This window comes from Streptomyces sp. NPDC005070 (genome assembly GCF_053600395.1).
This window is the reverse complement of sequence record NZ_JBSFZS010000142.1, coordinates 1-17,036: the sequence shown is the minus strand read 5'-3', so window position 1 is coordinate 17,036 and position 17,036 is coordinate 1. Positions and strand designations below refer to the sequence as shown.

General features: G+C 70.2%; 21 protein-coding genes. 11 read left to right on the top strand and 10 right to left on the bottom strand.

Annotated elements, in window-relative coordinates:
* A partial coding sequence (locus ACWEBX_RS32195; RefSeq protein ID WP_451888302.1) for a TauD/TfdA family dioxygenase occupies positions 1 to 759 on the top strand: 759 nt, incomplete at its 5' end.
* A 64-nt stretch (positions 760 to 823) separates the two neighbouring features.
* Here ACWEBX_RS32195 and ACWEBX_RS32190 read toward each other — a convergent pair.
* Positions 824 to 1,471: a response regulator gene (locus ACWEBX_RS32190; RefSeq protein WP_451888301.1), complete on the bottom strand. Its 648-nt coding sequence runs from the start codon at positions 1,469 to 1,471 to the stop codon at positions 824 to 826.
* A gap of 224 nt (positions 1,472 to 1,695) precedes the next feature.
* On the opposite strand from ACWEBX_RS32190, the gene ACWEBX_RS32185 reads away from it, so the two are divergent.
* From ACWEBX_RS32185 to ACWEBX_RS32165, 5 genes are read left to right on the top strand one after another with little or no spacing between them, the layout of a single operon-like run.
* Positions 1,696 to 2,124, top strand: a complete 429-nt coding sequence (locus ACWEBX_RS32185; protein WP_451888300.1) for an LPXTG cell wall anchor domain-containing protein — start codon at positions 1,696 to 1,698, stop codon at positions 2,122 to 2,124.
* Positions 2,121 to 2,945 carry a hypothetical protein gene (locus tag ACWEBX_RS32180; RefSeq protein ID WP_451888299.1) on the top strand — a complete coding sequence of 275 codons (825 nt, stop codon included), beginning with the start codon at positions 2,121 to 2,123 and terminating at the stop codon, positions 2,943 to 2,945. Before ACWEBX_RS32185 ends, ACWEBX_RS32180 begins: the two co-directional genes overlap by 4 nt.
* Before the next feature lie 48 nt (positions 2,946 to 2,993).
* On the top strand, positions 2,994 to 3,878 hold the full coding sequence (locus ACWEBX_RS32175; RefSeq protein ID WP_451888298.1) for a CPBP family intramembrane glutamic endopeptidase: 885 nt from the start codon (positions 2,994 to 2,996) through the stop codon (positions 3,876 to 3,878).
* A 51-nt stretch (positions 3,879 to 3,929) separates the two neighbouring features.
* Positions 3,930 to 5,144, top strand: coding sequence for a sensor histidine kinase (locus tag ACWEBX_RS32170; RefSeq protein WP_451888304.1), 1,215 nt, complete (start codon positions 3,930 to 3,932; stop codon positions 5,142 to 5,144).
* 3 nt (positions 5,145 to 5,147) lie between these two features.
* Positions 5,148 to 5,840, top strand: coding sequence for a response regulator (locus ACWEBX_RS32165; RefSeq protein ID WP_451888297.1), 693 nt, complete (start codon positions 5,148 to 5,150; stop codon positions 5,838 to 5,840).
* Positions 5,841 to 5,852: 12 nt separating this feature from the next.
* On the opposite strand, the gene ACWEBX_RS32160 is transcribed toward ACWEBX_RS32165, so the two are convergent.
* Entirely contained in the window at positions 5,853 to 6,842 is a 990-nt protein-coding gene (locus ACWEBX_RS32160) for a zinc-dependent alcohol dehydrogenase family protein (protein WP_451888296.1), read from the bottom strand.
* An 87-nt stretch (positions 6,843 to 6,929) separates the two neighbouring features.
* On the opposite strand from ACWEBX_RS32160, the gene ACWEBX_RS32155 reads away from it, so the two are divergent.
* Positions 6,930 to 7,313 carry a winged helix-turn-helix transcriptional regulator gene (locus ACWEBX_RS32155; RefSeq protein ID WP_451888295.1) on the top strand — a complete coding sequence of 128 codons (384 nt, stop codon included), beginning with the start codon at positions 6,930 to 6,932 and terminating at the stop codon, positions 7,311 to 7,313.
* Between the two features lie 90 nt (positions 7,314 to 7,403).
* Here ACWEBX_RS32155 and ACWEBX_RS32150 read toward each other — a convergent pair whose 3' ends face one another.
* The gene (locus tag ACWEBX_RS32150) at positions 7,404 to 8,045 is read right to left on the bottom strand and encodes an MBL fold metallo-hydrolase (RefSeq protein WP_451888294.1); all 642 of its coding nucleotides are present in this window, start codon (positions 8,043 to 8,045) and stop codon (positions 7,404 to 7,406) included.
* A gap of 101 nt (positions 8,046 to 8,146) precedes the next feature.
* Between ACWEBX_RS32150 and ACWEBX_RS32145 the strand changes: the two genes are divergently transcribed.
* From ACWEBX_RS32145 to ACWEBX_RS32135, 3 genes are all read left to right on the top strand, one after another.
* Entirely contained in the window at positions 8,147 to 8,644 is a 498-nt protein-coding gene (locus ACWEBX_RS32145) for a MarR family winged helix-turn-helix transcriptional regulator (protein WP_451888293.1), read from the top strand.
* Between the two features lie 421 nt (positions 8,645 to 9,065).
* Positions 9,066 to 9,524 carry a tyrosine-type recombinase/integrase gene (locus ACWEBX_RS32140; protein WP_451888292.1) on the top strand — a complete coding sequence of 153 codons (459 nt, stop codon included), beginning with the start codon at positions 9,066 to 9,068 and terminating at the stop codon, positions 9,522 to 9,524.
* A 49-nt stretch (positions 9,525 to 9,573) separates the two neighbouring features.
* Entirely contained in the window at positions 9,574 to 10,119 is a 546-nt protein-coding gene (locus ACWEBX_RS32135) for a hypothetical protein (RefSeq protein WP_451888305.1), read from the top strand.
* On the opposite strand, the gene ACWEBX_RS32130 is transcribed toward ACWEBX_RS32135, so the two are convergent.
* The 7 genes from ACWEBX_RS32130 to ACWEBX_RS32100 all read right to left on the bottom strand — a co-directional run bounded on the left by ACWEBX_RS32130 (position 10,035) and on the right by ACWEBX_RS32100 (position 16,136).
* Entirely contained in the window at positions 10,035 to 10,298 is a 264-nt protein-coding gene (locus ACWEBX_RS32130) for a transposase family protein (protein ID WP_451888303.1), read from the bottom strand. The genes ACWEBX_RS32135 and ACWEBX_RS32130 overlap by 85 nt on opposite strands.
* 436 nt (positions 10,299 to 10,734) lie before the next feature.
* Positions 10,735 to 10,995 (bottom strand): DUF5132 domain-containing protein, encoded by a 261-nt coding sequence (locus tag ACWEBX_RS32125; protein ID WP_451888291.1) that lies wholly within the window; start codon positions 10,993 to 10,995, stop codon positions 10,735 to 10,737.
* 198 nt (positions 10,996 to 11,193) lie between these two features.
* Complete coding sequence (locus tag ACWEBX_RS32120; protein ID WP_451888290.1) at positions 11,194 to 12,336, bottom strand: alpha/beta fold hydrolase; 1,143 nt, start codon at positions 12,334 to 12,336, stop codon at positions 11,194 to 11,196.
* Positions 12,337 to 12,533: 197 nt separating this feature from the next.
* Entirely contained in the window at positions 12,534 to 13,232 is a 699-nt protein-coding gene (locus tag ACWEBX_RS32115) for a thioesterase II family protein (RefSeq protein WP_451888289.1), read from the bottom strand.
* Between the two features lie 65 nt (positions 13,233 to 13,297).
* Entirely contained in the window at positions 13,298 to 13,504 is a 207-nt protein-coding gene (locus ACWEBX_RS32110) for a hypothetical protein (RefSeq protein ID WP_451888288.1), read from the bottom strand.
* A 263-nt stretch (positions 13,505 to 13,767) separates the two neighbouring features.
* A complete protein-coding gene (locus ACWEBX_RS32105) occupies positions 13,768 to 14,139 on the bottom strand; it encodes a DUF5132 domain-containing protein (protein ID WP_451888287.1) in 372 nt (123 codons plus the stop codon).
* A 236-nt stretch (positions 14,140 to 14,375) separates the two neighbouring features.
* Positions 14,376 to 16,136: a DUF885 domain-containing protein gene (locus tag ACWEBX_RS32100; RefSeq protein WP_451888286.1), complete on the bottom strand. Its 1,761-nt coding sequence runs from the start codon at positions 16,134 to 16,136 to the stop codon at positions 14,376 to 14,378.
* A 155-nt stretch (positions 16,137 to 16,291) separates the two neighbouring features.
* Here ACWEBX_RS32100 and ACWEBX_RS32095 point away from each other — a divergent pair.
* Positions 16,292 to 17,036: ABC transporter substrate-binding protein (locus tag ACWEBX_RS32095; protein ID WP_451888285.1), on the top strand; the 745-nt coding region annotated here is incomplete at its 3' end.

Below are 17,036 nucleotides of genomic sequence, written 5' to 3'. Positions count from 1 at the left end.
CAGCTCACCTGGCACACCCGTGGGCATCGGCTGCAACGAGGCGTCCAGTACGTGCAGCCGGGTGTTGGCGACCGGTCGACCGATGACCGGGCGGGCGCCGTGGCCGTTCTGCTCAGCCTGCACCTGGGCGAGATCGCGGCCTTCCGCGAGGAGAAGTACGGCGCCCTGGTGCAGAACGTGGTGCCCGTGCCCGGCAAGGAGGAGGAGCAGAGCAACGCCGGCTCCATCCCGCTCGATCTGCACGTGGAGAACGCCTTCCATCCCAACAGGCCTGACTACGTCGGTCTGTTGTGCCTGCGAGGGGACCACTCGGGACGTGCCGGCACCCTGGTCTCGTCGATCCGGGAGGCCGTGCGGCTGATCTCCGGCGAGGTGCTGGAGGAGCTGCGGCGCCCGATGTTCGTCACGGAGCCGCCTCCCTCGTTCGGGGCCGGTGACAGTACCCCGGTGCACGCGGTCCTCGAGGGCGACCCCGAGGACCCCAACGTCCGTGTGGACTTCCACGCGACCCGCGCGCTCGACGACACGGGCAAGCTCGCTCTGGAACGACTGCGGGACGCGTTCCTCGACGTCGCCTCCGAACTGGTGCTTCAGCCCGGCGAGATGGCCTTCGTGGACAATCGCCTGGCGATCCACGGGCGTACGGCTTTCACCCCGCGGTACGACGGCCGCGACCGCTGGCTGCACCGCACCTTCGTCCACCTGGACCACCGCCGCACCCGAATCCACCGCCCCGGCGGCGGCCCCGTACTCAGCTAGGCACCTGGGCTCCCGCCGCCCACCCGGCCCGCGCCCCCGGCAGAGGGAGGCGGGCCGGGTGATGTCATGCCCCGTCCAGGAAGCGCAGGACCGCCAGGACCCGGCGGTGGTCGCCCTCGGCCTGTCCGAGGTCGAGCTTGGCGAAGATGTTGTTGATGTGCTTGGCGACGGCGCTCTCACCGACCACCAGTCGCTCGGCGATCCCGGCGTTGGAACGGCCCTCCGCCATCAGCGACAGCACCTCGCGCTCGCGCGGCGTCAGCCGCTCCAGCGGATCCCTTCCACCGCGCCGCGTCAGCAACTGGCCGACGACCTGCGGGTCGAGGGCCGTGCCGCCCGCCGCGACCCGCCGCAGCGCGTCGATGAACTCCTCGACGTCGGCGACCCGTTGCTTGAGCAGATAGCCGAAGCCGCCCGCGTTGTCGGTCAGCAGATCGGCGGCATAGCGCTCCTCCACGTACTGGGACAGCAGGAGCACCGCGGTGTCCGGCCACCGCTCGCGAATGGTGAGGGCGGCGCGTACGCCCTCGTCGGTGAATCCGGGCGGCATGCGGACGTCGACGAGTGCGAGTTGCGGCCGGTGCGCTTCGACCGCCGCCAACAGGGCTTCGGCATCGCCGGTTTCGGCGGTGACCTCGAAGCCGGCCAGCTCCAGGACCTTGACCAGCCCGATCTTCAGCAGGACCGAGTCCTCGGCGATGACCGCTCGCACAGCACACTCCAGAGTGAGGGGGGATACGAGGAACGCTACCGCCTCCCCGGCCCGGACCGGCGATAAAAGGCCAGGTCGGGGCAGCTCTGTGAAGGTAGGGACCCGGGCCGAGGTGTAGCTGGCACCACCACAGGACGGATTCCTGCGTTACTGATTCCCGGAGGCCCGGCGGCCAGGCTGGAGAACGTGCCCGAGACCCGGGCGCGGAAGGAGTTTTCCGTCCCATGGCCACCCTCGCGCCGCTCGCCCGTCGTACGTCCCGTCGTCCGTTCCGGATGCCGAGGCCGACGCTGTCGACCGCTCTCGTCGTCGCGGGCGCGGTGCTGGGTCCGTGGATGTTCGTGCTCGCGGCGACGCTGCCGGCCACGGCGGAGGCCCACCACTGGACGGCGGCCTGGGTGGGCCTGGACGCGGCGCTGGCGGCGGGCCTGGCCGGGACGGGGCTGCTGCGCGCGCGGCGCGATCCCCGCCATGCCCTCACGGCCGCCGCCACTTCGGCGCTGCTGTTGATGGACGCCTGGTTCGACACCATGACCGCGGCCCCGGGCACCGAGACGATCACCGCCCTCGCCCTCGCCGTCTGTGCGGAGGTCCCCCTGGCCCTGGTGTGCGCACGGCTCGCGGTACGAGGGGTGGGGCACGGGCGGCCGTGAGCGGCCGGGAGGCGCTTGTCCTCGAGGTGCTCAGGGATGAGCCGGTATCCCCGATCGCGGCTGATGGCGTACGCCGCGCCGTCGACTGCGAGCAGGAGCACCGCAGCGGTGCGACGGACTCTCTCGGTGACCGTGACGCCAGTGGTTCGCACCATGGGCCCGCACCATGGAGCCTCGGACTGTTCCATCCCGCAGGCGATGAACACGGCCGGAACACCGAGCACTTCGGGAACATGCGGATCGGCACCGAGCCTGTCCAGAACATCAAGGCCAAGGGCATCCAGCATGGCTTCCGAGGTGGGGGCGACGCCGGGCAATCGGTAGACGGTGCGTACCGCAGTGTTCGATGCCATTGTTCATCCGCCAAGTTCCTGGAAGGGGAAATGATGTTGGAGGACAACCCGGAATTGGCGGACGTCGTACGAGAACTGGTCGAGGTCTTTCCCTGCGGGGTCGACGACGATGACTACTACCCCCTCCTGGTGATCCTGTCCGACGTGTTGTCGGAAAGGAGTCTTGGCGTGGCCGTACACGCGGCCTTCGGCCTGGATCCACACGTCGCTCGAAACGAAGCCGCCGATGCCTGCACAGGCGACAGGCCTTCCCGGCGAAGGATCGAGGACCTGCGAAGCCGCATGACGGCGAAAGGCTGGTCCCTCGTCGAAGACGTGGACGGTGTCGAAGAAGTCGTCCCAGGCCGCGGTGCGGTGCGCGCTGACATCGAGGCCGCGCACTGCGGAGGCAGCACCGAGCGCATCCCCCGTGAGAGCTACCGGTGTTGTCTGCCCGCGGGTGAGTCGCGGAAGGCGTGGTGTTCCTAGCCTGGCCGCAGGGTCGCCGCCTGGGCGGCCCCGTAGCAGGGGGAGGCCATGATGCACACGACATCCACCACACACGAGGAGCCGGGCCACGACCGGCTTCCGGACGGCTCCGGTCCGAGCGGGGGGCGCCTCGGGCGGATCTGCCGCTCGCCGTTGGGCTGGATGCTGACCGGAATCGTCGGCGTCGGCGTGGTCTCGGCCGCGACCGCGACCGGCCCCGGACCGGTGCCGGTGCTGGGGGCCGCCGTCGCGGTGGCCGTGTACTGGGCGGTCATGCGGTTCGTCGCACGACGGCCGGTGCCGGAGATCGCGCGGCGGGGGGCCGTGCGGGAGGCGGTGCTCGGCGGCGGGATCGGCCTGGGCTTCATCCTCGTGTCCGCCCTGGCGATCGCGGCGTTCGGGGGCTACTCGTTCTCCTGGGCCGGAAACGGCTTCTTCTCCGTCGTGGCGTCCGCGGTCGTCGTGCAGGCGGGCGCGGCGGTCACGGAGGAGCTGATGTTCCGGGGCTTCGCCCTGCATGCCCTGGAGCGGCTGTTCGGCAGCCGTGCCGCTGTCGCGATCACCGCGCTGCTCTTCGGCGCCCTGCATCTGGCGAACCCCGGGGCCACCGCGTGGAGCGGGCTGGCGATCGCGGTCGAGGCCGGCGCGCTGCTCGGAGCGGCGTTCCTGTGGCGGCGCAGCATCTGGTTCGTCGTTGGTCTCCACTTCGCCTGGAACGCCACCGAGCAGCTGCTCGGCATCCCGGTCTCGGGCAACAAGGCGAACGGACTGCTCTCGCTGCACACCAGTGGTTCGGGCCTCCTGACGGGCGGAAGTTTCAGTCTGGAGGCGTCGATCGTTACCGTCCTCATCAGTGTGGCGCTGACGGTCCCGATGTTCGTCCTCGCCCACCGGCGGGGCGGTCTGCTGCCTCGCCGGGGCGTTGCCCGCTGAACCCCGCGTGCGGCACCCCCGGCTGACCGGAACGGAACGGAGACGGACGTGATGATGCCCAGGTGGTCCCGGACACCGCTGCTGCCGCGGAGGCCGTTCAACTGGCTGATGGAGCGTCAACAACCCGTCAAGGACGGCGTTCTCGCGCTGGTCCTCACCGTGCTGGCCTTCGTGCCGACCCTGTCGCAGATCGGGGCGCAGATCGGCGACCTGTCCGATCGCCCGTCAAGTCCGTTGAGCGTCGGGCTGACCCTGGCGCAGACCCTGCCGCTGGCGGTACGCACCCGACGCCCCGCGGTGTGCCTGGCCGTCGTCGGCGGCGCCTTCGCCGTGCATCAGGCCCTTGGTGGTCCGGCGACGTTCGGGAGTGTCGGGCTCTACGCGGCCCTGTACTCCGCCGGAGCCCATCAGGTCTCCTTCCGCCGCACCCTCGCCGCCGTGGCCGGCGCGGGCTACGCCGTGCTGTCCGTTGTCCTGCACCACCTGGGCTCACCGGAGCGGATCCCGGACTACCTCGCGTTCTTCCTGGTCCTGGCCGGGGTCTGGCTGGCGGGCGGCGGCGTCCGCAGGTGGCGGGCGGAGGAAACCGAACGGCGGCGGCTGGCCGCCGAGGTGGCCGCCGCCGACGAGCGCGCACGCATCGCGCGCGAACTGCACGACGTGGTGACCCACCATGTGACGGCCATGGTGGTGCAGGCCGACGCGGCGCAGTTCCTGCTCACCTCCGCGCCGGAACGTGCTGCTGACGGTCTGACAGCCGTCAGCGACACCGGTCGCCGGGCGCTGACCGAGCTGCGGTACCTGCTCGGCGTGCTGGAGGCGACGGGCCGGTCCGCGTCCGCGGACCGGGCACCCACCCTGGGAAAAGTCGGGGACTTGGTCGCGCAGGCCCGTATGTCGGGTCAGCCCGTCGAGTTCACCGAGCGGGGCGAGCGGCGGGCGCAGGGAGTGGACGTGGAACTGGCCGCGTACCGCGTGGTGCAGGAGGGGCTCACCAACGCGATGAAGCACGCGGTCGGGCAGCGGACACAGGTCCTGGTCCAGTACCGTGACGAGCACATCGAGATCGAGGTGGCCACCGAAGGATCCGCACCCTCCTCGGCGGCCGTACCCGCCGCCCACGGAGCGGGCCGTGCGGGAGGGCGTGGTCTGACCGGGCTGCGTGAACGGGTGCGGATGCTCGATGGTGAACTGATGGCCGGGCCCCGCCCCGACGGCGGGTTCCGCGTCCGTGCCGTGATCCCCGCCCAGCCCGCGCAGGAGTGACCCGTGAGCGATGCGCCGCCGCCGATCCGTGTACTCGTCTGCGACGACCAGGCACTGGTGCGTACCGGCTACGTCACCATCTTCTCCGCCCAGCCCGATCTGGAGGTCGTCGGGGAGGCCGAGAACGGGCACGCGGCCGTCCAGGCCGCGCAGCGGCTGCGCCCCGACGTGGTCGTGATGGACATTCGGATGCCCCTGCTCGACGGTATCGAGGCGACCCGTCGGCTGGCCGGCCCCGACGCCGTGACACCTCCGAAGGTACTGGTCGTCACCACCTTCAACGTCGACGCCTACGTGTACGACGCGTTCCGGGCCGGAGCGAGCGGCTTCCTCCTCAAGGACTCACCTCCGGCGGAGCTGGTGGACGGAATCCGGACGGTCGCCCGGGGCGAGGCCCTGCTGGCACCGGCCGTCACCCGCCATCTCATCGGCCACTTCGCCGAACGGCTGCGCCCGGCGGACACCTCCCGGCCGGCCAAGGAGGAAGTCGTGAGCGCGCTGACCCTCCGCGAACGGGAGGCGCTCCAACTGATCGCCGAGGGACTGTCGAACGCGGAGATCGCCGCGGCGATGTTCATCACGCCCGAGACGGTCAAGACCTATGTGTCGCGGATCCTGACCAAACTCGACCTGCGCGACCGTGTCCAGGCCGTCGTCCTCGCCCACCGGATCGGCCTGGTGTCCGCCACACCCTGAGCCGGCGCGGCCTCAGGACACCGTCACGACGATCTTCCTCCCGGCGTGGAGCCCCTTCTCGAGGTGGCGGTGTGCCTCGACGACGTCGTCGAGGGCGAACACCTTGTCGTCGACGGCGGGCCGCAGTGCACCGAGGCGCACACCCGCGTTCAGGAAGGCCGCCATGCGCTCCACCACGACGGCGTCGAGGGTGTGCTCGAAGCTCCGGTAGCTGAAGATCGTGAGCGGCGGGCCTCCCGGGAAGGGCGTGGGCCGCGGGTCCAGGAAGCCCGCGGCGACCAGGGTTCCGCCGGGGCGGGCCGCCCTCAGGAGATCCTCCTGGCCGGGGCCCATGACAAGGTCGAGGACGATGTCCGCGCCGGTCCCGCCGGTGTGGTGGCCGACGGCTTCGGCGATGTCATCGTGGTCGGTGGCGACGACCGCGGCGGCGCCGGCGGCGAGCAACTCGTCCTTCCTCGCGGCGTGCCGGGTGACGGCGATGGGCACGGCACCGAGCTGACGGGCGATCTGCGTCGCCGCCCGGCCGACGCCGCCGGACGCGGCGGTGATCAGGACGTGGTCGCCGGGCCGCATTCCCGCCTTCTCGACGAGCGCGCCGTAGGCGGTGGAGTAGGCGACCCAGATCGCCGCCGCCTCCGTGATTCCGAGCCCGGCCGGCCGGGCGGCGACCCGGCTCGCGGAGACCGTTGTGTATTCGGCGTAGCTGCCCCGGGCGTTCGCGTCGGGAACGGCCGTCAGGATGACCGGATCGCCGATCCTCAGCCCGGTGGTCCCGGGGCCCAGCGCGTCCACGACGCCGGTTCCTTCGACACCGAGGCGAGCGTGCGGTAGGGGGACGGGCGCGGGCGAGGTGCCGGAACGCATCATCAGGTCGAGCGGGTTGACGGCGAACGCCTCGATCCTGACCCGGACCTCGCCGGCCGCGGGTTCGACGACGGGCTCCTCGACGACGTGCATGACCTCCGGCCCGCCGAACTCGTCGAACACGACGACTCGTGGCATGGTGACTCCTCCGCAATTCGGTGCTGGCTGGTTGCTCGAGGAAGACGTTACGGAGCCGTGCGTTACCTCCTGGTACCTTCGGTTTCCATGCAGAACGTGGACGGAGCAGCCTCCCTCGCCGACTGCCCCACGCGTCTGGCGGTCGAGATCCTCTCCGACAAGTGGGCCGTGCTCGCGCTCTTCGGGCTCAGCCAGAAGCCTCGCAGGCATGGCGAGCTCGTCGACCTCATCGGCGGCGTCTCGCGCAAGGTCCTCACCCAGACGCTGCGCCGGCTCCAGCGGTACGGCCTGGTCGACCGCCGGGCCGAAGCGCCGCGGCGGGTCGAGTACAGCCTCACCGACCTCGGCCGGACCCTCGTCGAGCCCATCGAGGTCCTGACGAACTGGGCGAGGGAGTACGGCGGGGACATCGCCGACTTCCAGGAGGCGGCGGAAGCCGCTGCTCCTGCCCGGGTCCGCCCGGCGGGTTGATCCCGGCGACGGGCGGCGCCCCGCCGGTGGGGCGACGGCAATGCCGGTGTCCCGCGGCCTCCCGGCACCGGGCGGCGCCGCCGTCCGGGCTCACACGGTGATCGACTCTCCCTCCGGGACGATGGTCAGAGGCACCTTCGTCAGCGCCGCCGGGCTCAGGAACCGGGCCATCGACTCCTGGCCGGTCCGGCTGAGCATGATCTCGTGGATCTGGACGAGCCGGTTCGGGGCGACCTCGCGTACGTAGTCGGCCGCCTGGCCGAGCTGGGTCCACGGCCCGCTGGTGGGCAGCAGCAGCGTATCGACGGGCGCGGGCGGTACGTGGTAGGCGTCGCCGGGGTGGTGGACCCGGCCGTCGACGAGGTAGCCGACGTTGGTGACGCGGGGGATGTCGCGGTGGATCACGGCATGCAGGTCGCCGGACACCGCCACGTCGAAACCGGCGACGTCGAGGCGGTCGCCGTCCGCGACCGCGATGACCTGGCCGCGCCGGGCCGCCCAGCGTCCGACCACACGGTCCGGTCCGTAGACCCGCAGGCCGGGGCGGGCGTCCAGGGCCCGGGCGATCAGGTCCTCGTCGAAGTGGTCGAAGTGTTCGTGCGTGATCAGGACGGCGTCGGCGGCGGCAACCACCTCCTTCGCGTCAGGGGTGAACGTGCCCGGGTCGATGGCGATCCGCCCACCGTCCTTGACCAGTGACACACATGCGTGGGCGTGCTTGATCAGCTGCACTGCCGGCTCCTGTCGGTGTGATGTGCAGGGTTCACTGCGCGATATGTACAGGGGGCACTGTAATACAGCCCACCCTGTATTCCTTTGCTAGGCTGAGAGATGTGAACGACGCGCCTTCGAACGAACCGGCCCCTCTCTCCGACGAGTTGGCCGTCCGCCTCCGGACGGTTGTCGGCACCCTGGTCCGTAGCGCCCGTACCGTCGATCGGCTCGCGTCCGTCCCGGCGGCGGTGCTCGGCCTCCTCGACACGCGGGGGCCGATGACCACGGCCGACCTGGCGGCGACCCGCGGAGTGCGCCACCAGACGATGGCCGCGACCGTCAGAGAACTGACCGAGGCCGGCTTCCTGACCTCGCGCGCGGATCCGGGCGACGCCCGCAGGAAGGTCCTCGCTCTGACGAAAGCGGGGAAGAAGGCGCTCGACGCGGACCGCCGTCAGCGCGTCGGCGTGCTTGCCGACGCCATGGAGGCAACGCTGGACGGGGAGGACCGGCGCGCCTTGGCGCACGCCCTCGATCTCATCGACCGGATCAGCGGCGGCATCCGGGGCGGCCATTCCTTCTCCGGCGAGCGCGAGTTCAACACCGGAGCGTGGTGACGAGGCCCAAGGAGCCATCGACACGAGCGAGGGCGTGCCCCTCGCGGCGTCGGTCGGGACGGCGACGGTATGAGGTTGCCGTCCGCGCGGTAGGAAACGCAGGCGGGGGGCTTCCCGTCGGAGTGAACCGATGTTCCTGAAAATCTTAGAGTCGGCTGCGGGCCCGTGTAGAGTGCCGAGCGCCCTTGACTTGCAGAAAGCAGGCAGGGAGCCGTCATTCAGGAGCTGAAAATGCTGCGCACCATGTTCAAGTCCAAGATCTAGCATCTGGGCATTTGTGCAGGTCAGAAGCGTTCCCAGGCTCCCCAGGTCAGCAAAAAGGTTAGCATGGGGCCCGGGGCGTCCCGGCCTGCTGACGTGGTGACCGCAAGCGGCGGGGACCTGAGCGCGAATGCCCGGCTCCGGCTCGGAGGTTGGCTACATGGCTCGACAGCTCGTCCGCGGTATGGGGTCGTTCGCCAAGAACTGCGACTGCGTCAGACCGGCCCGGTGCCCGTACCCGTACACGATCCGTTTCCGTAACGGGCTGGGCAGGCGGAGCGAGGAGGGCGGCTTCGAGTCGCAGGACGCCGCGATAGAACGCCCGACGCAGATCTACGCGGAGAAGAAGCGCACGGCGCCGTCCGTCGCGGAGGCACGCCGCGAGCTGGGACAGAAAACGGTGGTGGAATACGCGAAGCAGTGGCGGCCCCGGCAGCGGAAGTTGACGGATTACTCCACGGGGGAGCACGTCGACAGCTCCATCAACGTCCACATCATTCCGCGCGTCGGCTCACGCAAGCTGAACACCGTCACGCCGATCGTGGTGGAGCGCTTCCTGGACGAATTGGAGGCCGACGGGGTGGGCCGGGGAAACCAGGTCAACATCTTCGCACCCTGAAGACGATTCTCCGGATGCCTATGAGAAGGGAGCGATCGCAGAGGACCCGGTGAAGGGCGTGCAGGAACCGGAGTACGTCCGCGAGGAGGTGGTCATTCCGACCCTCGCCCATGTGAAGCAGGCGCTGACCGTCGCGAGTGAGGACCTCGCCCTGGAGATCGTGATGATGGCGGGTTGCGGGCTGCGCAACGGTGAGGCGCGAGCCGTGAACATCAACAGTCTGGTGGCCGACGACGTCTATCGGGTGCACGAGCAGATCCACTCCAACACGCACCCGCCGGCGAAGCTGAAGCACCGCAAGGCCGGAGGGTTTCCTGCTGCGAGGGCCGAGCGGGTACTACACAGAACCGATGGAACGCCGCCGTCCACGGGCTCTTCGAAAGGCCACCGTTGGTGGACGGGATGGGGATGTACGGCTTTCGCCACTACTTCGCCCCCAACGCCCTGGGCAGCGGCATCCCCATTACCGACGTGGCCGAGTGGATGGGTGCATAAGTGGATCGAGGAGACCTACCGCACGTACCGGCATCTGATGCCAGGCAGTATTACCAAGGCGGCGCGGATCCTGGACACCGGACCATGGGACGCGGCATGACCGCCCAGCCCTAGAACGAATGTCTTCCTCGAGCAAACCGAGTTCTCGCAGTACAGGCGACGCACCGACACGGAAATCCGCACCGGTCTACCGCCGATCGCCTCGTCGGCGACCTCCCGGACATACCGACTGTGCTCCCATCCCGAACTGTGCCCACAGCCCGGACACCGCACCGCCATTCCAGCGGCGGTCCGCACCGTGATCCTCACCAGGCTCTCGCCCAGCTCCACCTTCTCGATCAGTACCGAAGCCAGATGCGGAAGGAGATCCCTCAGCTCAAAACAACACAGCGTCAGCCTGGCCCACATAGCTCCTTGAACGGTCCGAAATCACAGAACTGATCAACGCCTACGAAAATCTTGGAAGAGCCGCTCGTTTTGACAGACCCGGATTCGGTGCAGCGATGCTCTCGGTGAGCAGCGTGAGAAGTCCGGCCACGGCCCTCGGACCCGCGAGGGCAGACACCCACACCGTTGTGCGACGGGGTCGCCAGGACCGTCGGTGCCCGGGTGAGATCGAGATCGCTCCCGACGCGCAGTCTGTGCAGCCGTAAGAAACGGCGGTACGGAGCAGGCTGCTCCCACCCGTAGCCGGCTTCTCACGGACCGCTGCTTCTCAGCCGGCCGTGGCGCCCTGCGCCGTTACCTCGCCGTTCGCCTTCGCGCGGCGCATGCGAGCCGAACTCGCCATCTTCTCGGCAGCCACTTGGGCGGTGAGGTCCTGAATCTCCTCGCCCGCCTCGATGGCCGCGCGCCTGACTTCGAGGGTCAGGCCGACCGACGTCTTGATGATGCCCCGCACCAGCGGTTTCACCACCGTCTTGAGCAGAGGGGCTGCGATGAGGCCGATGAGGAAGGGAGGAACTACAGGGGGCATGGGTGAACCCTCTCTTGTGGACACAGCACGGCTGCCGCCGCACCTGCCGATACCGCCTGGCCAGCGGCGCTGGGCAGGAATTTCACCCCCACCGGAAAACACCGTAGTCGGCCCCCGGCCGATACGCCCGGGGACACCGACGCCTTTCATCCGTTCAGGCGGAGGCGCGCCGGAGCGGACCGTGACCGCGGAGCGGGATCAGAACGGGTCCGGTGCGCCCGGACCGCGTTCGTCCAGCAGCGAGCCCACCACCTGCACGACGAACTCGGGTACACGGTCCGGAAAATCGTGTCCGGTTCCCTCCGGGGTGTAGACCCTCCGGGCCGTGCTGGAGGCCGCGAGAAAGCGTTCTCTCGCGGTGAGGAAGAAGTGCCGTACCCGGGCGCTCTCCTTCGGATCGTCGACCGCGTCGAAGATCGTGTCACCACCCGTCAGGTCTCGTGGCGCCACGAGGAGGAGGGGGAGCGAGCCGAGCTCGCCATCATGTACGACCGTCTGCCAGCCGTCCCGGGTGATGCCGCCCGGCGACAGCTCTCGCAGGATCGACGCCGCGGCGCAGCTCGCCTTGGTCTTGGTCTCGATCATGGCGAGAACCCGCGCCGGGTCCTCGGGAACGTGTGCCTCGTTCCTGCGCACGACAGTGTGGAGGCCGAAGAGGTGGCGCAGCGCGAGGGCGGTCTGGTCCCTCCCGGCATGCCGCAGGGCCGGAAGCGACGGGCCGAAGGCCACGACATCGGGCGGCGTGGGATCGAGCAGCACCAGACCGGCCACCAGGTCGGGGCGGCGCCTGGCGGCATTGGCCATGAGCAGTCCCCCGAAGGAGTGCCCCACAAAGACGTGGGGTCCCTTTTCGCCGGCCCGCTCCAGCGCCGTGAGCAGCTCGACGGCTTCGGCCGCCGTCGTGCGCGGGAACGGGCCGGGGTCGCTCCAGCCGGAGCCCGGACGGTCCACCAGGACCGAACGCGTCCGCTCCCGCGCCAGCGCGTGCAGCCGGTGCATGGCGTACCCGCCGGTGTGGCCGCCCGGCATCCAGACCACGGTGGGCTTCGGCCCGGCGTCTCCCTCGGCGAGGACGTGCATGCGGTGGCCGCCCACGTCGACCATGAGTCCGGGTGGCGGATACCTCACCCGGAGCCGGGCCACATGCACCAGATGGCGGAGGGACCCGAGACCGAGCGCGAGGGCCACGGCGCAGAGCACGCCGCCGAGAATGCGCCAGCCGGTTCCCAGGGTGACGCACCACGCACCCACGGCCGCCGGCAGCAGGGCGATGGCCGGCCCGGCCCAGTCCCGGCCGATCAGCCGGAGTATCGCGTCGGCGACACGTGTGCCCGGTCGCATGGTTCCCTCTCCGTCCCGGCCTTCACGGCCGCTGTCAGGGAGACCGCGCGTCTCGGCGCCCGGCACAAGCATCGTCACCTGGAAACCCTGCGGGCGCCATGCGCGGGGTCGGGCCCGTTCCGTCATCGCCGTATCGGCAGCCGCCAGGGTGTGTGCCGTGGACGTCGACGTTCAGGTCCCGATACGGCATACCGCCATCAGGCCCGGTCCGTGCCGCACGCGCGCGCAAGGCGTGCTGTCACGTCCGCGACCACTTCGGCCTCCCGGGCCACGAGGTAGAAGTGGTCCCCGGGGAACGAGCGCAGCTCGAAGGAGCCCGGGGCGGCGAGCTCGGACCAGGCGAGGACCCGGTCGAGTGCGCAGCTCGGATCGTCCTGGCCGACGTACGCGGTGACCGGTGCCTTGACCGGCGCGGGACGCGGGGGACGGTAGCCCTCGATGAGCCGGTAGTCCGCGCGGAGGGCGGGCAGCAGCAGATCACGCAGCTCCGGGATGTCGTAGGCCTCCGAGTGCAGGTCTCCGAGGTGCCGGACGTGGGTGATCAGGGTTTCGTCGTCGGCACTGTGCAGTGCGGTGGGTGAGGCCCACAGGGGGGCTGCGTGTGCGGAGACCAGCAGGTGTTCGGGGACGATGCCGCGGGCCTCCAGCCGCAGGGCCAGCTCGTAGGCGACGCAGGCGCCCATGCTGTGTCCGAAGAGCGCCAGCGGCCGGTCGAGCCAGGGCCGCAGCGCGTCCTGGATCGTGTCGGCCAGGGTGGCCATGTCCTCGATGCAGGCCTCCGCGAGCCGGTCCTGGCGGCCGGGGTACCGCACGGCGAGCACCTCGATGTCCTCCGGCAGCAGCGCGGGCCAGCCGTGGAACAGCTGCGCCGTGCCGCCGGCGTGCGGAAGACACACCAACCGGAGCCTGGGGTCCGCCGAGCGTCGGTGGACCCGGAACCACTTCTTCGCGTCGTGCGCCGTCATCGCTGTCGGAGACCGCCCAGCTGCGAGGAGTTGAGCTTGGAGAGGAAGGCGGGAAGCTGCTCCACCGCTCTCCTGGACACGTACGCGGTTTGCACGGTGTGGCGCAGGCGATCGGTCACGACGAGTTTGTAGGCGCTGCCTTCCTGGATGAGTTCGGCGGAATACAGGGGTGTTCCGGTCGTGGACATCTGGCCTGCCTTCATTCAGGGTCCTTCTTCTCCAGCCCTGTCTCCACGCCTCCGTCGCCTGCTCCTCGTCGATGGTGCCGGTGCACAGGCGACGGCCGAGCCGGACCGGCCGGTTCCAGGTGTGCCCGTCGAAGAGGCGGTAGAGCTCGTCGGCGGTGCGCAGGCCGAGTCGCGCAGATGCTCGGAGGCCTGTGTGCACTCAGTGGGTCCGGTCATGGGACTGGCACGTGCCTCCCTTCGCGTTGGAGCAGTGGCATCTGGCGCGCCGGGACAACGACTCAGTGCACCCTGGCAGTGGCCGAACCGGTGCCGCGGACCTTGCCGGCAGCCTTGCTCTCGTTGTCGGTCTGCGCCGCGTGGGCCGGCGTGGCCGTGGGTGCCGATCCGGTGCCTGCTCCGGCCCGGTCCGCGGTACCGCTCTCCGGGACGCCGGTGTCAGCTCCGTGCGTCATCTGGGCGGCGAGTACTTCGCCGGTCGCCTCGGCCGCGAGATCCTGGATTCCCTCGCTGGCTTCATGGACGGCCCGCTTGACTTCAATTCCCAGGCCCACCGACGTTTTGACGATTCCTCGCATCAGGGGTTTTCCCAGCCTTTTGACCAGGGAGGCGGCGATCAGGCCGATCAGGAAAGGGGGTACTACAGGCGGCATGGCAGGACATCCTTCTCTTGTGCCGAGGATGACGATGATGGAAAAAAGCGACGAGAGGTGAACAGGAAAACTGCGATGACATGGGTGGATTCCGCATCATCGAACCCGCACCTTCGTCGCAGAGAGTATCCAGAGCTAAGCGGATGGTTACCGGTTCCGTCGTGGTCTTCACTCGTTCGAGCAGAACGGCCCTCCCGGGCAGCCTGTTCAGGTCACTCGGCAGCCGGAATCCGACGTCACCCGCCTTCTTCGGGTGACACCTGGTATCCCTGCCGACGGTCGGACGTCCCGTGCCGTTCTCTCGCCACCCGTCGGCGCAGGGCGGGAAACGGCAGCGTGCCGCCGGCCAGCACGGCCTCGTGAAAGGCGCGCACGTCGAACGCGGCGCCGGCGTCACGCTCGTATGCCGCCCGCAATGCCGTGAACTCCGCATGGCCCGCCCGGTACGTCAGCGCCTGTCCCGGCATGTCGGTCGAGTAGCGCAGCAACTCGCTCGTGATCTGCGTCTCGGACTCGGCCGCCGCGTGGGCGCGCATGAAGGCGCGCGCCTGCTCCAGCGTCATGGTCCCGAGGTTGAGGCCGGTGTCGACGACGAGGCGCTGCGCGGTGAACCGTTCATGGGCCAGGCGTCCGTACGCGTCCCACGGGTCGTCGTACAGCCCCATCTCCCAGGCTAGCCCTGCCGCGTACTCCGCCCAGCCCTCCTGGAACCCGCTGAAGGGCACCAGTTCGCGTCGCAGGTCGGGCAGCGTGGTGCTCTCGGCCTGACGGGCGAGGTGGAAGTGGTGTCCGGGCGCGAGCTCGTGGTAGATCAGCGCGGCCGCGCCGAGCAGTGACCGGTATGCCAGGTCCGAGGCGTTGTAGCGGTAGCGGCCCACCGGTTGCGTGGCGGTCGGAGGGTCGTAGTAGCCGAACGTCATCGACGCCTCCAGCGCCGGGTCGAGGCGGGCCACGCCGTACGGGGCGTCGGGCAGGACCGTGAACCAGCGTGGCAGCAGCGGCGTGAGGCGGTCGAGGTGTCCGAGGTAGCGGGCCTCGACCTCCTCCGGAGTGGCGGCGTACAGGCGGGGCTCGGTCGCGAGCCGTTCGTGGAACTCCGCTTCCGTCCCCGCGAAGCCGAGCGTGGCTCGCATCTCCCGCATGCGCTCGCCGAGTTCGCGGCAGTGCTCCCGGCCGAGTTCGTGGAGGCGCTCGGGTGGTGTGTCGCCGGATGTGTACGTCCTGACGAACGCCCGGTACGCCGCTTCGCCTTCCGGGTAGTGGGCCCATCCGGCGGCCTGCGGTGCCCGCCCGAGGTAGTCCGGGTCGCCCACGAGGGCGAGGAGGCGGTCGAACGCCGGCTCCAGTTCGGCGGCCACGAGCCCCGCCACCGCGTCGCGCAGGTGGCCTCGGCTCGCCGCGTCGAGTCGGGTGAGCCGCTCGGCATCCGCTCGGACGTACCGCGTCGCCGATGCCCGCAGCCGGGTGAGGGTGGTGTGGACCCCGGCCAGCGCCGGGGCCGGGATGCGGAAGCCCCGTGCCGCCTGCCCGGCGGCCTTGTCGCCGATCGTCGCGACGCAGCGGGCCAGGTTCCGTACGAGGGACACGTACCGGTCCGTGTCGGCCCGCTGCTCGAAGCGGAACGGGCGGAAGACCGTGTCACCGTACTGCTGGAGGCGGAAGAGCTGGTAGGGCGTGGCGGTGGGCGTGAGCCAGTGGAATCGTCCCGCCGCCGCTTCCTGTTCGGCCAGCGCCCGAAGGAATTCCGCGGTGTCGGCGGCGGTACCGGACAGCACCGCGGGCCGCAGCGTGTCCAGCCGGTTGAGCACCTCTGCCGCGAACCCGGCGCGCTCGTCGGCCTCCGCGGCGGACACCCCCGGCAGCGATTCGACCGGCAGTCCGCGGCGTGTCCGCAGTGACGGCTCACGTGCGAGCAGGAAGTCCCAGTACGCGGCCGCGAGTCGGTCGACCTCCCGCGCCGCCGAGCCGTCCGGGAGGTCCGATGAGTGGTTCGCCATGGTGCCAGTGTGCGCGCTGGGTGACGCCACATCAGGAACGGAGATCAACCACGAGTCGGGGGCCTCACTCGGACGGGGGAATTCGTCCGCCCCGTTCGTGTCCGGCCAGGGAGAGGCGGTCCGACGCCGTCGATCCCGGTGGCACGATGAACACCATGCACCGCCGAACCGTGTCGTTTCCCAGGGCCCGGTCGGCCGCGGTGGCGTCCGCCGCCGTCGCGTCAGCAGTGCTGGCCGGTTGCGGTGGCGGCGACGTGTCATCGACCCGCACCCCTGTCGTCGTGGGGGGAACCGTCACGATCGCCACCGCATCCGAGACTCCGAGTTTCCACCCGTACTCGCAGTTCGGCTCCGCCCTGGCTCCTTACGCCTACGACTCGTTGGTCATCATGGCGCCGGACGGGGAGGTGGTGTCGGGCCTGGCCGAGAAGTGGCGGGCCGGAGCCACTTCGGCGAGTTTCACCCTGCGCAGGGGTGTGACCTGCTCCGACGGGACGGTCCTCACGGCTTCCGGGGTGGCCCGGTCACTGAGCTATGCGAGCGACCCCCGCAACCGGCTCGTCGGCGCCCGGGCGGCACTGCCCGGTGTGCCGTTCACGGTGTCGGCCGACGACGCGGCCCGGACGGTGTCGGTGCGGATGGCGTCGCCGTACAGCTTCATCGTGCGGACGATCGGTCTGCTGCCCGTCGTCTGCCCCGCCGGGCTGGCGGATCCCGGCGCGCTGGACAGGAGCACGCAGGGCACCGGGCCGTACGTGCTGAGCGGCTACACCTCGGGCGGCCCGTACCTCTTCACCCGGCGCAAGGGGTATGCGTGGGGGCCGCGCGGAGCGACGAACGCGGCGGCGGGCCAGCCTGAGCGGATCGTGGTGTCGGTGGTGCCGCAGGAGTCCACGGTGG

Excerpts from the sequence above, each read along its gene's own strand:
- ACWEBX_RS32160 (WP_451888296.1), bottom strand. The coding sequence starts at position 6,842 with ATGCCACGAGTCGTCGTGTTCGACGAGTTCGGCGGGCCGGAGGTCATG.
- ACWEBX_RS32110 (WP_451888288.1), bottom strand. The coding sequence starts at position 13,504 with ATGAAGGCAGGCCAGATGTCCACGACCGGAACACCCCTGTATTCCGCC.
- ACWEBX_RS32105 (WP_451888287.1), bottom strand. The coding sequence starts at position 14,139 with ATGCCGCCTGTAGTACCCCCTTTCCTGATCGGCCTGATCGCCGCCTCC.
- ACWEBX_RS32155 (WP_451888295.1), top strand. The coding sequence starts at position 6,930 with ATGCAGAACGTGGACGGAGCAGCCTCCCTCGCCGACTGCCCCACGCGT.
- ACWEBX_RS32175 (WP_451888298.1), top strand. The coding sequence starts at position 2,994 with ATGATGCACACGACATCCACCACACACGAGGAGCCGGGCCACGACCGG.
- ACWEBX_RS32170 (WP_451888304.1), top strand. The coding sequence starts at position 3,930 with ATGATGCCCAGGTGGTCCCGGACACCGCTGCTGCCGCGGAGGCCGTTC.
- ACWEBX_RS32120 (WP_451888290.1), bottom strand. The coding sequence starts at position 12,336 with ATGCGACCGGGCACACGTGTCGCCGACGCGATACTCCGGCTGATCGGC.
- ACWEBX_RS32185 (WP_451888300.1), top strand. The coding sequence starts at position 1,696 with ATGGCCACCCTCGCGCCGCTCGCCCGTCGTACGTCCCGTCGTCCGTTC.
- ACWEBX_RS32140 (WP_451888292.1), top strand. The coding sequence starts at position 9,066 with ATGGCTCGACAGCTCGTCCGCGGTATGGGGTCGTTCGCCAAGAACTGC.
- ACWEBX_RS32130 (WP_451888303.1), bottom strand. The coding sequence starts at position 10,298 with ATGGCGGTGCGGTGTCCGGGCTGTGGGCACAGTTCGGGATGGGAGCAC.
- ACWEBX_RS32100 (WP_451888286.1), bottom strand. The coding sequence starts at position 16,136 with ATGGCGAACCACTCATCGGACCTCCCGGACGGCTCGGCGGCGCGGGAG.
- ACWEBX_RS32125 (WP_451888291.1), bottom strand. The coding sequence starts at position 10,995 with ATGCCCCCTGTAGTTCCTCCCTTCCTCATCGGCCTCATCGCAGCCCCT.